This window comes from Streptomyces caniscabiei (genome assembly GCF_014930365.1).
In the GTDB taxonomy this organism is placed as follows: domain Bacteria; phylum Actinomycetota; class Actinomycetes; order Streptomycetales; family Streptomycetaceae; genus Streptomyces; species Streptomyces caniscabiei.
Map to the genome: position 1 here is coordinate 45,746 of NZ_JABXWI010000018.1, position 13,756 is coordinate 59,501.

The 13,756-nt window shown below is 69.9% G+C and carries 17 protein-coding genes; 11 read left to right on the plus strand and 6 right to left on the minus strand.

Translation table 11 applies throughout. From position 1 onward, the window contains the following. Window positions 1–4: 4 nt before the first annotated feature. From HW837_RS38165 to HW837_RS38180, 4 genes are all read left to right on the plus strand, one after another. On the plus strand, window positions 5–1,159 hold the full coding sequence (locus tag HW837_RS38165) for an ABC transporter substrate-binding protein (protein WP_193381075.1): 1,155 nt from the start codon (window positions 5–7) through the stop codon (window positions 1,157–1,159). Window positions 1,160–1,208: 49 nt separating this feature from the next. Continuing rightward, on the plus strand, window positions 1,209–2,981 hold the full coding sequence (locus HW837_RS38170) for an ABC transporter permease (protein WP_045557651.1): 1,773 nt from the start codon (window positions 1,209–1,211) through the stop codon (window positions 2,979–2,981). After that, window positions 2,974–4,101 carry an ABC transporter ATP-binding protein gene (locus tag HW837_RS38175; protein ID WP_193381074.1) on the plus strand — a complete coding sequence of 376 codons (1,128 nt, stop codon included), beginning with the start codon at window positions 2,974–2,976 and terminating at the stop codon, window positions 4,099–4,101. Before HW837_RS38170 ends, HW837_RS38175 begins: the two co-directional genes overlap by 8 nt. 117 nt (window positions 4,102–4,218) lie before the next feature. Next, a complete protein-coding gene (locus tag HW837_RS38180) occupies window positions 4,219–4,923 on the plus strand; it encodes a hypothetical protein (protein ID WP_193381073.1) in 705 nt (234 codons plus the stop codon). On the opposite strand, the gene HW837_RS38185 is transcribed toward HW837_RS38180, so the two are convergent. Further along, window positions 4,850–5,380 carry an ATP-binding protein gene (locus HW837_RS38185; protein ID WP_193381072.1) on the minus strand — a complete coding sequence of 177 codons (531 nt, stop codon included), beginning with the start codon at window positions 5,378–5,380 and terminating at the stop codon, window positions 4,850–4,852. The genes HW837_RS38180 and HW837_RS38185 overlap by 74 nt on opposite strands. A 157-nt stretch (window positions 5,381–5,537) precedes the next feature. On the opposite strand from HW837_RS38185, the gene HW837_RS38190 reads away from it, so the two are divergent. Together HW837_RS38190 and HW837_RS38195 are read left to right on the plus strand one after the other, a co-directional pair. Further along, a complete protein-coding gene (locus HW837_RS38190; RefSeq protein WP_045557655.1) occupies window positions 5,538–6,389 on the plus strand; it encodes a helix-turn-helix domain-containing protein in 852 nt (283 codons plus the stop codon). Next, window positions 6,386–6,571 carry a DUF397 domain-containing protein gene (locus HW837_RS38195; protein ID WP_193381071.1) on the plus strand — a complete coding sequence of 62 codons (186 nt, stop codon included), beginning with the start codon at window positions 6,386–6,388 and terminating at the stop codon, window positions 6,569–6,571. Before HW837_RS38190 ends, HW837_RS38195 begins: the two co-directional genes overlap by 4 nt. On the opposite strand, the gene HW837_RS38200 is transcribed toward HW837_RS38195, so the two are convergent. From HW837_RS38200 to HW837_RS38210, 3 genes are all read right to left on the minus strand, one after another. Beyond that, the gene (locus HW837_RS38200) at window positions 6,546–9,035 is read right to left on the minus strand and encodes a hypothetical protein (RefSeq protein WP_193381070.1); all 2,490 of its coding nucleotides are present in this window, start codon (window positions 9,033–9,035) and stop codon (window positions 6,546–6,548) included. The two genes, HW837_RS38195 and HW837_RS38200, sit on opposite strands and share 26 nt — an antisense overlap. 301 nt (window positions 9,036–9,336) lie before the next feature. Beyond that, window positions 9,337–9,906: a dienelactone hydrolase family protein gene (locus HW837_RS38205; RefSeq protein WP_045557657.1), complete on the minus strand. Its 570-nt coding sequence runs from the start codon at window positions 9,904–9,906 to the stop codon at window positions 9,337–9,339. An 86-nt stretch (window positions 9,907–9,992) separates the two neighbouring features. After that, window positions 9,993–10,712 (minus strand): DUF6333 family protein, encoded by a 720-nt coding sequence (locus tag HW837_RS38210; RefSeq protein WP_078853428.1) that lies wholly within the window; start codon window positions 10,710–10,712, stop codon window positions 9,993–9,995. Window positions 10,713–10,852: 140 nt separating this feature from the next. On the opposite strand from HW837_RS38210, the gene HW837_RS38215 reads away from it, so the two are divergent. The 5 genes from HW837_RS38215 (at window position 10,853) to HW837_RS49150 (ending at window position 13,001) form a co-directional block, all read left to right on the plus strand. Further along, entirely contained in the window at window positions 10,853–11,854 is a 1,002-nt protein-coding gene (locus tag HW837_RS38215) for a helix-turn-helix domain-containing protein (protein WP_193381069.1), read from the plus strand. 46 nt (window positions 11,855–11,900) lie between these two features. Beyond that, a complete protein-coding gene (locus HW837_RS38220) occupies window positions 11,901–12,047 on the plus strand; it encodes a hypothetical protein (protein WP_177262017.1) in 147 nt (48 codons plus the stop codon). A gap of 11 nt (window positions 12,048–12,058) precedes the next feature. Continuing rightward, a complete protein-coding gene (locus tag HW837_RS38225) occupies window positions 12,059–12,424 on the plus strand; it encodes a hypothetical protein (RefSeq protein WP_093791021.1) in 366 nt (121 codons plus the stop codon). Window positions 12,425–12,446: 22 nt separating this feature from the next. Further along, window positions 12,447–12,641: a hypothetical protein gene (locus HW837_RS38230; RefSeq protein ID WP_045557660.1), complete on the plus strand. Its 195-nt coding sequence runs from the start codon at window positions 12,447–12,449 to the stop codon at window positions 12,639–12,641. Window positions 12,642–12,797: 156 nt separating this feature from the next. Beyond that, a complete protein-coding gene (locus tag HW837_RS49150) occupies window positions 12,798–13,001 on the plus strand; it encodes a hypothetical protein (RefSeq protein WP_234442511.1) in 204 nt (67 codons plus the stop codon). A gap of 38 nt (window positions 13,002–13,039) precedes the next feature. Here HW837_RS49150 and HW837_RS38240 read toward each other — a convergent pair whose 3' ends face one another. Next, a complete protein-coding gene (locus HW837_RS38240) occupies window positions 13,040–13,432 on the minus strand; it encodes a PIN domain-containing protein (RefSeq protein ID WP_045557661.1) in 393 nt (130 codons plus the stop codon). Beyond that, complete coding sequence (locus HW837_RS38245) at window positions 13,429–13,710, minus strand: Arc family DNA-binding protein (protein WP_045557662.1); 282 nt, start codon at window positions 13,708–13,710, stop codon at window positions 13,429–13,431. Before HW837_RS38245 ends, HW837_RS38240 begins: the two co-directional genes overlap by 4 nt. Window positions 13,711–13,756: the final 46 nt, after the last annotated feature.

Here is a 13,756-nt window from a genome sequence, read left to right on the forward strand (position 1 = left end):
AACCATGGCCAGATCCAGCCAGCCCAGCACCCGACGCATCGTCGTCACCGCGTGCGCCGCGACCCTCGCGCTCGGCACCCTGGCCGCCTGCGGCGGCGGTGGGACCGACGCGCCGAAGGTGGCGGAGAACAAGATCTCGGCGGGCCAGGTGCCGGACTACTACCCGGCGGACTACGCCGACCTGATCGCGGCAGCGGAGAAGGAGGGCGGCAAGCTCACCGTCTACTCCAACCTCGGCGACGAGAACATGGCGCCGATCGTCCGGGACTTCAAGAAGAAGTACGACTTCATCAAGACCGTCTCCGTCAACGAGCTGGACAGCGACGAGCTGTTCCAGAAGACCCTGTCGGAGAACGCGGCCGGTTCCTCCCCGGCGGACGTGCTGATCTCCAGCGCGGCGACGGCGTGGGCGGACTTCTCGGCCCGCAAGGACACCGTCCTCACGTACGAGTCGCCGGAGCTGAAGGAGCTGGGCGAGAGCGCCGAGCTGCTGCCGAGCGTGTACTCGCTGTCGCAGGACCCGATGACGATCGCGTACAACACGTCGCTGATGGAGACCCCGCCCACCACCCTGACGGACTTCGCCAAGATCGTGACGGAGGACGAGGCGACGTACAAGAACAAGGTGACGGTCCGCGACCCGGAGGGCTCGTTCGGCTTCACCGTCACGCGGGCGCTGACCGAGGGCAACCCGGAGGCATGGGACGACCTGGAGAAGATCCTTCCGCTGACCCGTCCGGAGACCTCCTCCGGCACCCAGCTGGAGAAGATCGTCGCCGGTGAGTACACGGCCGGCTTCCTGATCAGCGCCTCCCCCGCCTACCCGGTCGTCGAGGACAGCGCGGGCCTTGTGAAGATCGTCTTCCCGAAGGACGGCACGGTCGTCCTGCCGCGCGGCATGGGCATCGCCGCCGAGGCGCCGCACCCGGCGACCTCGAAGCTCTTCATGGACTTCGCCCTCTCCGAGGAGGGTCAGCGCGCGGTCGCCGAGGGCGGTCTGGCCTCCTACCGCGACGGTGTGAAGGGCGAGGGCCTGCACACCTACCAGGAGGTCGTGGACGCCGTCGGCGAGGAGAACATCATCCACGTCGAGTACAAGGCGGTCTCCAAGGACGACTCCGCGGCCTGGCTGGAGCGCTTCGACGGACTCCGCAAGTAGACGGACTCCGTAGGCAGGCAGCTCTCAAGGACGATCGGAGTCAGCTCAGATGTCAACCCTCACCCAGCCACCCCGCACACCGGCGGACGAGACACCCGCGGAGACGTTCCGGCCACCGCGCTACCGCCGCCCCTTCGGCATCGGACGGGACACGCTCGTCCAGTACGCGGTCCTGGCGTTCCTCGCCGTCCTGGTGCTGGCCCCGATCGTCCCGACCCTCTACCAGAGCATCCGCAACCGCCCGCTCTACGAGGCGGGCGGGGCGTTCACCCTCAGCGGCTACACCGACCTCTTCACCAAGGCGGGTTTCGGTGAAGTCGCCCTGAACACGCTGCTGTTCGCCTCGCTGACGACGGTCCTCAGCCTGGCGATCGCCATCCCGATGGCGATCGTGGTGGTCCGTACGAAGTTGCCCGGCGGCCGACTCATCGCCCTCGCCATGCAGTGGCCGTTCTTCATCTCGTCGCTGATCCTGGGCTTCGGCTGGATCATCATGTACGGCCCGGCCGGGTTCGTCAGCGTGAAGGTGCAGCAGATCTTCGGCTCGGTGCCGTGGAACCTGTACTCGATCCCCGGCATGGCGCTCACCGAGGCAGTGGCGCTCGCCCCGATCGCGTACGTCTTCTGCGCGAACGCGCTCAGGCAGTCCGACGCCTCGCTCGAATCGGCCGCGCAGGTCTGCGGGGCCGGCCCCTTCCGGATTCTGGCGCAGGTGGTCGTGCCGCTGCTGCGGCCCCCGATCGTCTACAGCGCGATCCTCGTCTTCTCCGTCTCCATCGAGACGCTGAGCGTGCCGCTGCTGTACGGCCAGCCGGTCAGCATCGATGTCTTCTCAACTTTCCTCTACCACAACGGACTTCAGTCGGTGGACCCCGACTACACGATGCTGGGCGCGGCCTCGACCGTGATCCTCGTGGTCACGCTGAGCCTGGTCGCCGTCCAGGCGAAGCTGCTGAAGGACGCGGCGCGGTTCGTGTCCGTGCGCGGCAAGGTCACCCGGCCGCGCAAGCTGGACCTGGGCTGGCTGAAGTGGGTCAGCATCGCGTGCATCTGGTGCTACGTGATCGTGGGCGCCCTGATCCCGATCGCCGGCCTGGTGATGCGGTCGTTCACGCTGGTCTTCACGCCGCTCCAGTCGCCGTTCCGGACGGTCACGACGAAGAACTACGAGCTGGTCTTCGACTCCGACAACTACGTGCAGTCGCTCTACAACAGCATGATCGTGGCCGGTGTCGGCTCGGTGGTCGTGTCCGCGCTCGCCGTGTTCGCGGTGATGGTGGCCCGGCGGTCGACCTTCCGCTTCGGCCGGGCGGTGGAGTACCTGGCCCTGATCCCGCAGTCCCTGCCCGGCATCATCATCGGTATCGGCTTCTTCTGGGCCTTCGCGCTCGCGCCCTTCGGGATGGGCTCGGTCCTCCAGGGCACGATCTACGCCGTCGTCATCGCCTTCGGCATGCGGGCCCTGCCCAGCGCGTTCGGCTCGGTCGCCCCGGCGATCATGCAGATCGGCGGTGAGCTGGACAACGCGGCCCGGGTCTCCGGCGCCGACTGGCTGATGACCTTCTTCCGCGTCCTGCGGGCCCTGATCACACCGGCGTTCGCGGGAGCGCTCGTCCTCACCTTCGTGATCATGCTCAAGGAGTACTCCCCGGCCGTCTTCCTCTCCTCGGCCGACAACAACATCCTCGGCACCACCATGCTCAGTCTCTGGACGCAGGGCAGGGCCGGATCCGTCGCCGCGCTGGCCACCCTCCAGATCGGCATCACCGCGGTCTTCGTCGCACTCGCTGGACTGCTCATGAAGGGAAAGCACCATGCCTGAGGTGACCGTCAAGAACCTCGCCAAGACGTTCGGCGACAACTCCGTCCTGCGGGACGTCACCTTCACCATCAAGGACGGCGAGTTCTTCACGCTGCTCGGCGCGAGCGGCTGCGGCAAGTCGACGACGCTTAACTGCATCGCGGGTCTGGAGCAGCCGACGGAGGGCTCGATCGCGGTCGGCGGACGGACGTTCGTGGACGCCGGCGCGGGGGTCTTCCTTCCCCCCGAGGAGCGCAACCTCGGCATGGTGTTCCAGTCGTACGCGCTGTGGCCGCACATGACCATCGCGAAGAACCTGGCGCTGCCGCTGAACATCCGCAAGGTCCCCAAGGAGAAGCAGAGGACGCTGATCCACGACGCCCTGGACAAGGTGGGCCTCGCCGCGCTCAGCGGCCGCTACCCCCACCAGCTCTCCGGCGGCCAGCAGCAACGCGTCGCCCTGGCACGGGCGTTGGTCTACTCCCCGACGGTCCTCCTCCTCGACGAGCCCCTCTCCAACCTGGACGCCAAACTCCGCGAGCAGGCCCGCGCCTGGCTGAAGCGGCTCCAGGAGGAGCTGGGCATCACCACCGTCTACGTCACCCACGACCAGGACGAGGCCCTCGCGCTCAGCGACCGGATCGCCGTGATGGAGGGCGGCAACATGATCCAGATCGGCACGCCGCACGAGATCTACGAGAAGCCGGCCGCGCCCGCCGTCGCCGCGTTCGTCGGCCGCTGCAACTTCCTCACCGGCAAGGTGGTGAGCGTCGACGGCACCCGGCACACCGTGCTCCTCGACGCCGGCGGGGAGATCGTCCGCGTCGACAGCGACCGGCGCGTCCCGACGGGCGACTCGGTCACGGTCGCGGTCCGCCCCGAACGCCTGGAGGTCGTGGCCCCGGCCGAGACCCCGGCGGGCGTGAACCGCCTCGACACCCAGGTCGTCACCAGCTCCTACGTCGGCTCCCGCTACGAGTACGACGTCCGCCTCGGCGACCAGGTGGTCCAGGTCCTCAGCGGCAACGGCGGCCTGGCGGGCGAGGTCTCCCTGGTCTTCGACCCGGGGCACGCGCTGCTGTACGCGGACCGGGTGGAACTGCCGGAGGACCAGCGGGACCTGCTGACGGTGACGTCCTGAGGTCGTGATGTCGTAGCCGGGCGAGCGGCGGCTGCCGGGACACGGCAACGGAGGGCGGGGCAAGGCTGCCCGCCGCCTCCGTTGTCCGCCCGGCCGCCGCCGCGTGAGGCTGTGGCCATGAGAATCGGCGCGGCGCTGCTCACGTTGTCCCTCGTCCCGCTGCTGGCCTGTGTCCTGGTGTTCACCGTGTGGCTGCCCCGGGACATGGACCGCTACGAGGCGTACTGGGCGGCCGTGCCGTGTACCGCTGAGGTCCCGGCCAGGGCGTGGGAGGACTGTCTGCGTACGGCCTCCTTCACCGTCGACAGCACCCGGAACGAGGCGAGCAGAAGCGGCGGTTTCGAGGCGACGCTGTCCGGCGGGCCCTTCTGGAACGGGACCGTGGCCTTCGGCGACCCGGGCCCGCTGCTGGAGCGTCTGCGGTCCGGGGACCGGGTCACCGGCACCGTCTGGCGCGGGGACGTCGTGGTGCTCGGCCGGGGAGACGTGTGGCAGAGCACCTCCGAGGAGCCCCGCGACGAACCCCAGATGACAGCCGCGATCGGCACGTTCGCGGGTCTGCTGGCGGCTCTGGGGTTCTGGCTCGGCGGGATGCGGCTGACCGGTCCCCGTGACCGTGAGCACCGCACCTGGGCCGGATACGGCCGGCCCCTGCTCATCGCCCTGCTCGTCGCGTCCCTGGGCACGGGACTGCCGTCCGTGTGGCTCGGCCTCCCGTGGTGGCTCGTGCCCGCCGTGGTCGTCCCCGTCATGGTGTACACGGCCTGGCAGCTCCACCGGTACCGCGCCGCTTCGGCGGTCGGCGCTCCGGGATCCTCTTGACCAGGGACAGCCAGCGGGGCAGGTCGATCTCCACCAGTACGGTCTTGCCGGGCGGGACGCGGTCCTGGACCTCCCAGCGGTCGGCGAACGCGTCGACGAGGGTCAGGCCTCGGCCGTTCTCCGCGAGGGGGTGGGCCCGGGGTACGGCGCCGGGGCGCGGGGGCAGGCGTTCGGCTCGCGTGTCGGTGACCTCGATGCGGAGGGAGCCGGTGGGCAGGGAGAGGCGGAGCTCGAAGTCCCGGCCCGGGACGCGGCCGTGCGTCACCGCGTTGGCCGCCAGCTCCGCCACGACCACCGCCGCCCGCTCCGACTCCTCCGAGCCGTAGCGGATGCCCCAGGCGTGCAGCTGTTTCAGGGCCACGTGTCTCGCCAGGCGGGCGCCCAGCGGGGTCGAGCTGAAGCGTCGCGTGAACGTCGGTGCCGTGAGCGTGTGTCGCGCGGCGGGCGGTGCGGTCATGCGGCCAATGTGGCCTGCGGAAAGGCCCGTTCGCCAGCTCCACGCCGCGTACGCTGGGCGAGCGTACGCGGTTACGCACTGGACGGTACTGGTGACGTGCCGTAACCATGGGCGTTGAACGGTGTGGTTCGGTGGGCGGGTGCGCGGGAGGTGGCCGATGGTGGCCGACAGCGGCGGCGTGGTGGGGATCGGCGGGGGCGGCGAACCGGAGTCGTCCGACAGCCTGCGGACGTTCGGGGCGATGGTCCAGGCGTTGCGCGAGCACGCGGGGCTCAGCCGGGAGGAGTTGGCCGAGGTCATCGGTTACTCCAAGCACATGGTGGCGTCGGTGGAGCTGGGGAGGAGGATGCCCGACGCCGCGTTTGTGGAGGGGGTGGATCGGGCGCTGGGGAATACGGGCGCACTGATCCGGGCGGCTCAGCATCTGGGGCGGCAGCCGGGGTTGGCGGCTTGGTTCAGGAAGTGGGCGGGGCTGGAGGCCACGGCGATCACGCTCTACACGTATGAGTGCCGGTTGATTCCTGGGCTCTTGCAGACGGAGGCCTACGCGCGAACGCTGTTCAACCACCAACTGCCGCCCCTGGGTGACGAACAGGTCGAGGCCCAGTGGGTGGCTCGCGCGGAACGTCAGCGACTGTTGCGGGAGCGGCCGAACACCGAGTTCAGCTTCATCCTGGAGGAGGGGTTGTTCGTCCGGCGGACGGGAGGCGTCGAGACGACGCGGCAACTCATCGAGCACGTCCTGGAGATCGCCGAGCTGCGGAACATCGAGATTCAGGTCATGCCGCAAGTGCGCGAGACTCACGCCGGGCTCGACGGCCCCATGCAACTGCTGGAGACCGCCGAAAACCGCTGGTACGGCTACTGCGAAGGGCAGCGAGGCGGCCTGCTCGTATCCGACGCGAAAGAGGTCAGCGTCCTGCACAAGCGGTATGCCAGGATGCGTGCACAGGCTCTCACCTCCGAAGACTCCCTGGGCCTGTTGCGGCGGATGCGAGGGGACCTATGAGCACCAACGACCTTGCCTGGTTCAAGTCGAGCCACAGCAGCGGCGGGGACGGCGACTGTGTCGAAGTAGCCGCCGCCCCCTCTGCCGTCCACGTCCGCGATTCCAAGAACGCGGACGGGCCTCAGCTCATCCTCTCCTCCGGCGCCTGGGCCGACTTCATCCCGTACGCCTCCCGAGGCTGATCCCGCGGCGGCGCATCCACCACACCAGTCCGCCTCCCACGGCGGCCAGCGCTGCCGCGAGCGCGGCGAAGAGGCCCACCGGGGTGTCCGAGCCGGTGTCGGCGAGGTCGCCGCCCGGCGGCTTCGGCCGGTCGCCGGGGGCACCCGGGGTCGGGTCGTGGGACGGCGTCGGGTCCGGCTTGCCCGGGTCGTCGCTGGGATCGCCGCTCGGTGTCGGGTCGGGATCCTGCGTCGGCGGCGGCTTGGGCGTGTCACCGCCACCGCCGGAGTCGGTCACCTTGCCGCCACCGAAGTAGAGCGTGTCGGTGTCCCGGTAGGACGTGTCGTCGGACTTGCGGGAGTTGACGGTGGTGTTGTCGAGGTCCCGGTTCTCGACGGTGAACTGCGTGCGGGTGATGTTCCGCTTGGGCTGCTTGGAGAAGTCCACGCCGCCGACGATGTAGACCCGGACGCCCTGCGCGGTGTCCACGTCGTACGTGAACTCGCCCTCGGTGTAGATCTTCCGGTACTTGCGGAACAGCTCGTCCTTGTCCCAGTTCTGGTTCGGCGCGCGCAGCGGCCACGCCTTGACGTCGTCACTGTTGATGATCGACCGGAAGTCGGTCGGGTTCTTCACGTCCTGCTGCCGGATGTACTCGGCGGCGACCCGCGAGGTGTAGACGCGGCGCAGGTCGGCGTACTGCGGGGCCGTGTTGATCTGCTTCTCGACCTCGGGGACGATCATCGAGTCGATGACCGCCTGGGCGGCCGCGATCTCGGCGTCGTTCGGGTCGCAGATCGGCTCGCCGGGACCCTCGGTGACGGTCTCCTGCGCGGTCGACTTCAGGGCGAGCGGGGCGTCGAGGATGTAGATGCCGCCGTCCTGCTCCCGCACCTGCGCGGGCTTGGGCTCGATCCAGTTCCGCAGGCCCGGCATGCACGGGTTGCCGTTCTGCTTGGGCAGGGCCGCCCAGTACCGCCGACCGAGGTCGGTCTTGGGGTCCATGGCCTTGTAGAAGTCGTGCTTCATCTGGAGGTCGGCTTCGAGCAGGATGCGCCCGGCGTCGGTGGAGGCGAACTTGGAGTCCATGACGCGGTCGGGCTCGTCCGGATTGAGGTTCACCCAGAACTTGTCCGGCGTCAGCGCCAGCCAGGTGAACATCGCGTCGGAGGCGAGCTGCATCTTGGCCTCGCCGCCCCAGCCGGGGTTGGTGTCCGGGTCGGGCATCTGGTCGGCGCGCATGCTGTACTGCATGCCCTTGCCCTTGCCGAGGCCGCCGACGTAGCGCAGTTCGAGGCTGGTGAAGTCGATGCCGCCGGGGCCTCCCCGGGGGAGGGTGCCACGGGTGTCGAGGCGGCGGGCCTCGGCCTGGATCTGCTTGGCCTCCTCCAGGGTGCGGCCGGAGCCGAGGGCGCGCTGGTTGGCCGGGCCCCGGGTGCCGCAGCTGTTGGCGGAGGCGGCCAGGGGCTGCGCGCCGCCGGTCTGGCAGCCGGGGGCGAACCAGCGCTGGTGGTCGGAGTAGCCCTTGATGGGGGTGGTCCGCGCGACCGGGTTGTAGAGGCGCTGGTTGCCGCGTACCTGGTTGGGCTTGCCGCGCTCGCGTTCGAGTTCACGGTTGAAGTCGTCGATCGCGGCCTGCTGGCCGGCGGTGAACTTCTTCGCGCCGGTGTAGCGGAAGGTGTGGTCCTTCAGCGAGCGGGCGACGACGCGGTCCTTGGCGAGCTGGTCGGCCCTCGGCTTGGAGTCCGACTTGAACTCGTTGAACTCCTTGGTGCGCCGGTTGTAGGCGTCGTAGCGACGTTCGCCGACCTTGTTGCCCTCGGCGTCGAAGAGTTCGACGTAGACCTCGCAGAGCCAGTCGGGGCCGACGAGCTTGTAGTCGCGGACGAGTTTCGCCTCGAAGCCGGCGCCCTTCCTGAGGTTGGTCTGGTTGCGGATGTAGATCTTGTCGAACCACTGCTTGAACGGCTTCTTCTTGCCGGTGTTCAGCCAGCGGGCGTAGATCTCCATGGCACGGTCGGCGGGCTTGCCGGAGGCGTCGGCGATCTTCCGCCAGGCCTTGTAGTTCTTCTCGGTGTCGCCCGGGACCTGGGAGCGGGCCTTCGCCTCCTCCTCCGGCGTGGGGGTCTGAAGCCCGTCGTACGCCTGGCCGGGGAGGTCGAACTCGAAGTTGGTGGGGAGGTTGTCGGCCTTGTGGAAGTTGCCGAGCGGACTGTCGGGGAGCCCGGAGTTCGCCGGGGTCCTGGTGGCGGCCTTCAGGCCGTTGCGGACGTCGCAGCGGCGCTTGTCGTAGCCGGGCTTGAGTTTGGCCGAGACCGGCGGGCCGGCGGCGGCCGTGTCGCCGACGGGTATGCCGGGCAGGCCGGTCAGGGTGACGGCGGCGGCCAGCCCCGCGGCGGCCGTGAAGCGCGCTGTGAGCCGCCACCGTCTGGGTATCTGGAGAGCTCGATTGAAGATGACGTCTTCCCTCGTTGTGGGGGGCACTGAGGGGGTGTGGGTGGCGCGCGAGGCCCCCGTGACGTGTACGCGCCGCGGCTCACCCTAGGGCCCGAAGTCGGCGTAATCAGAGGGTTGTTGGCGTTGACGGCGTTGGTGATGTTGTCAGCGGAGCATCAAATGTGAGCGAAGGGTGGGCAGTTGGGACCGGTACGCGGCCGCGTCCGGCGAAGGGCACCTCGTCAGGGGCGCCCGACCGGCTCACCGACCGCTTACACCGCACCCCACAGCAGCCACACAGGACTCTCACACGACCCGGCGGCCGAACCCGGACCCCTGCGCCGGCCGCCTAGCGCGAGCCGAGGAACTCGATCGCCCGGCGGGTCAGGAGCGCGGCGGCGTCCGGGTCGTGGGACGGCAGGGAACTGTCCACGAACAGGTGCTGGTCTCCGGGGTAGAGGAACAGCTCCGCGTCGGCGCGATCGGCGACGAGCTCACGGGCCGCGTCGATGTCCTCGGCGAAGAACGGGTCGGCCTCCTTGGCGTGCACCTGCACCGGCACACCGTCGGGCCATGCCGCGCCGAACTCCGAGACGGGGATACAGGCGTCGATCAGCAGCGCGCCCCGCGCGCCCGCCCGCGTCTGCGCCAGCCTCTGCGCGGGCACCACACCGAGCGAGAAGCCGACGTAGACGACGTCCCGTGGCAGCGGTCCGGCCGCGCGGACACCGCGCTCGGCGATCTCCCCGAAACCGACCTGCCGTACGTAGCCCATGCCCTCCTCGATGGAGCCGAACGTCCGCCCCTCGAAGAGATCCGGCGTGTGGACGGTGTGGCCCGCCGCGCGGAGTTCGTCGGCGACGGCGACGACTCCGGAGGTCAGCCCCTGCGAATGATGGAACAGTACGACCTCGGTCATGCCCGACCCCTTGCCTCGTGGACAGCGAATGATCCGCAACCCTAGGACGGCCCACTGACACTCGCGGGCTGCCGCCCCGTCACCCGTCAGCCCTCGACGAAGTACAGCTCCTCCATCGTGGACGTGGCGAACTCGGTGTGGCGGACGCGGAAGGCCGTGGTGTGGAGGTGTCGGCGTCCCCAGGGGTCGGACCTGCCCAGGGCCAGTGCGGCGAGGTCGGCCCAGGGGATGTCGGCCGGGTCCTCCTCGTCCAGGCCGAGGTCCGCCAGCTTCTCGGCGGGGATGCCGAGCGCGGCGGCGACGGCGGCCGGATCGCCGGTCACCTCGAACGGCTCGTCCCCGGCCCAGCCGGCGGCGTGGAACATCGTCCCGTCGGGCAGCCAGACGAGGTCCTCCGTGTGGGTGGCCCCGCCGTGGAAGTCGACCCGGCCGACGATGCGTGCGTCCGGGTACCACTCGCGTAGCGAACGGGCCTCGGACAGCAGGGGGTTGTCGTCGCCGGCGTCGGCCAGCGCCGGGTCGCTGAAGCCGAGGACGTGGCCCCACACGGCGGCCTGGACGACGTCGAGGTCGGTCCGCGCGTACGGGTAGGGCACGTCGAGGACGGACCGGGGGCCGAGGTCCTCCAGGATCTCGTCGACGGTGCCGAAGGACGCGGCGAACTCGGCTGCGCGGGCGGGGTCGTTGGCGGGGAGCGTGCCCGCGTCGACGTCGAACGGCGGGAGCAGGACGGTGATGTTGCAGTGGCCCATGGAACCGCGCACCACGCGGTCGGGCGGGAGGGTCCAGAAGCTGTCGTCGGTCATGCGGGCCACCGTAGAGGGCGCGTTGGGGGTATGACGGGAGTGCTTCGCGGGTGCTTCGGGGGCGATGTGCCAGGATGCGGTGAATGAGCATCGACAAGCTCACCGAGTGGACCGACGAGCTGACCCAGGGGTGACCCGGCATGATCGGAACCGTGTTCCGGAGCGATGACGTGCCCACGGAGCACCGGTTCGACTACTGGGCGGAGTTGATGCACCGGGCGATCGCGCCCAGTCACATGAGCTGCGAGTTCGCCGACGACTTCTGGGCGCGGCAGCGGCTGTTGGAGCTGGGGCCGGTGCTGGCGTGGCCGACGGCGCATCTGGTGACCGGGTTCCGGCGTACCGAGAAACTGGTGCGGCAGTCCGACCCGGAGATGTACCACCTGTCGTTCGTGGTCGGCGGCGGGCTGGGGTTCGAGCATGTGGGGCGGGCCGAGGCGTACGGCCCGAGCGACCTGTGGGTGAGCGACACGTCACGACCGTACGAAGTGCACGTACCGGCCGGCCTGGGCCGTCAGGTGATCCGGGGCGTCGGCGTGGACTTCCCCAAGGCGCTGCTGCCGTTGCCTCCCGGCCGTGTTCGTCAGCTGCTGGGGCGGCGTCTGTCGGCGCGGGACGGGGTGGGTGCTCTGCTGACGGGTTTCCTCACCGGCCTGGAGCAGCAGGCGGACGCGCTTCAGCCGTCCGACGCGCCTCGGCTGGGTACCGTCCTGATCGACCTGCTGTCCGCCTGGTTCGCCCACGTGCTGGAGGTGGAGGACGCGTTACCGGCGGAGACGCGCGAGCGGGCGCTGACGACGCGGATACGGGCGTTCATCCAGCAGAACCTGCACGACCCGGAACTGACGCCGCCGGTGATAGCGGCGGCGCACCACATCTCGCTGAGCTATCTGCACCGGCTGTTCCAGCAGGACACCCCCGGCGAGACGGTCGCGGCCTGGATCCGCGCCCAACGCCTGGAGGGCGCCCGCCGCGACCTGGCGGACCCTGCCCTCGCCACCGCCCCCGTCCACACGATCGCCACCCGCTGGGGCCTGCCTCGCGCCTCCGACTTCACGCGGGCGTTCCGGGGGGCGTACGGGGTGTCTCCGACGGAGTACCGGGCGCGGGCGCGCGCGGGGGCCACGCGGGAGACGGGGTAGACCGGTCGGCAACGCACTCACCGCCGTCGCGCTCGGGCTCGCGCTCATGCGGGTCAGCTTCGCCGGTTACATCGGACGTCAACAGGGGCTGGCGCGCTCCGGCCAACCGTGGGAAAGATTGACCACCAGGCAGGCCGTGGTCTTCTTCCTCGCCTTCACCACGGTCGTGGCCCTCATGGCCGGCCTTCTGTAGGAGAGGTGGACGTGGGGACTCTGTGGATCGCCGCCGCCGTGGCCGCCGTTGCCCTGGCCATGGTGTTCGCGTCCCTGTTCCCCAGTACGCGCAGGGGCAAGTGGGAGGCGGTTCTGCTCGTCCTGGCCTTGGCGGCCTACGCGGCCCTGCGGGGTCTGCCCGGGGACGAGAACGGGGAGCCCCGTATGGCTCTGCTGGTGTTCATCGCCGTGGCGATCAACTTCGCGCTCAACCACGCCGCCTTCGCCGGATGGTCCAGGCGCCAGGACGAGCTGATCCGCCTGGGCCGCCCCGTCGAGAAGCTGAAGGCCGGGCACTACGCCATCATCACCTTCTCCTTCGCGGTGAGCATGGCCGTCGTGATCCCCCTGCGGTAGGCCGCCTGGCTAGATTGGGTCTGTGAGTGACCACACCCACGGGCCCGGCGAGGGCCCGCCCACATCCGCCGCGATCCGGCGGCAGATCGAGCGGGACCAGCTCGACGAACTCATCGCCGCGAACGAGGAGATGCACGGCCCCCTCACCCAGGAGGAGATCGACGCCGCCGAGCGCGAGATGTTCGGCGGAGGCCGGGGCGACCGGGCGGTGACGTGAGCGGCACCTGGGTTCTCGACAGCGAGGCCCCCTCCCTGTACTGCGGGCAGACCGGACGATGACCACCCGGCTCGCCGCCGCCCGTAAGCGGGACGTCCGGGTGGTCACCAGCGCGGCGACGGCGCCCGCCTCTCCTGGGCTCTCTCCGGGCTCGTAGTGGAGCCGGTCACCAAGGAGACCGCCAGAGAGGCCGTCGCGCGGATGAAGGACAGCGGCAGGACCGGCGGGCACAAGTACGCCCTGGACGCGATCGTCGCCGCCACCGCCCGCGCGGCACAGCCCCCCGTGACCGTCCTGACCTCCGACCTCGACGATCTCAAGCCGCTCTGCGGCAAGCAGGTCGACGTCCGGCAGGTCTGACCCGGGCACCGGGCCTCTGCCCGCTCGTGGCGGGCGGGTCAGCGTCTCAGGTCCATGACCCCGACTCCGAGTCCGTCGTACACACCCGGTTCCACCGTGGCGATCAACGCCCCTGTCGGAAGGGTCTGGTTGGGTCTCGCGGCGTGGACGGCGGCCGAGGCGTCCTGGGCGATCCCCGCTCGCCCCAGCTCGGCGACCGTCAGGGCCATGGCGTAGTCGTCGTCGATCATGGACAGTACGTCCACCAGGACACCGACGTGGTCGACCATGCCCGCACGACGGCGTTCCGCTTCCAGAAGACACAGGACGGGCACCCACAGGCGCACGTCGTCGCTCGCCGCCGCGGCGTGGATGAGGCCGGAGACCTGCTTGTCGCCACCCAGCGCCACAAGGGTGGGTGCGTCGAGAACATAGTGCTCGGTCTGGCTCAAGGGGACGGCTCCGCCTCCGCGAGGGCGGCCCTGTGGGCAGCAGTGGCCTCCCGCATCTTGCGGCGCATCTCGGCGGACTCCTCCTCGGACACCTCGTGCCCGAAGCGTTCGGCGAGCACGGCCCGGGTGCGATCAGCCCGTTCCTTGATCTGCTCGGGAGTCAGTGTCTGAGCAGCTATGTCCTGCATGAGGGCACGAAGGCTCGTCCCCCGGGCCTCGGCCACGGCGGCGAGCTGGTCACGGACTTCGGCGGGCACGCGGATCATGACATCGGACATGGGGCGAGTATACGTGGCGTATACGCCCGTCGGCGGCGAGCCGGGC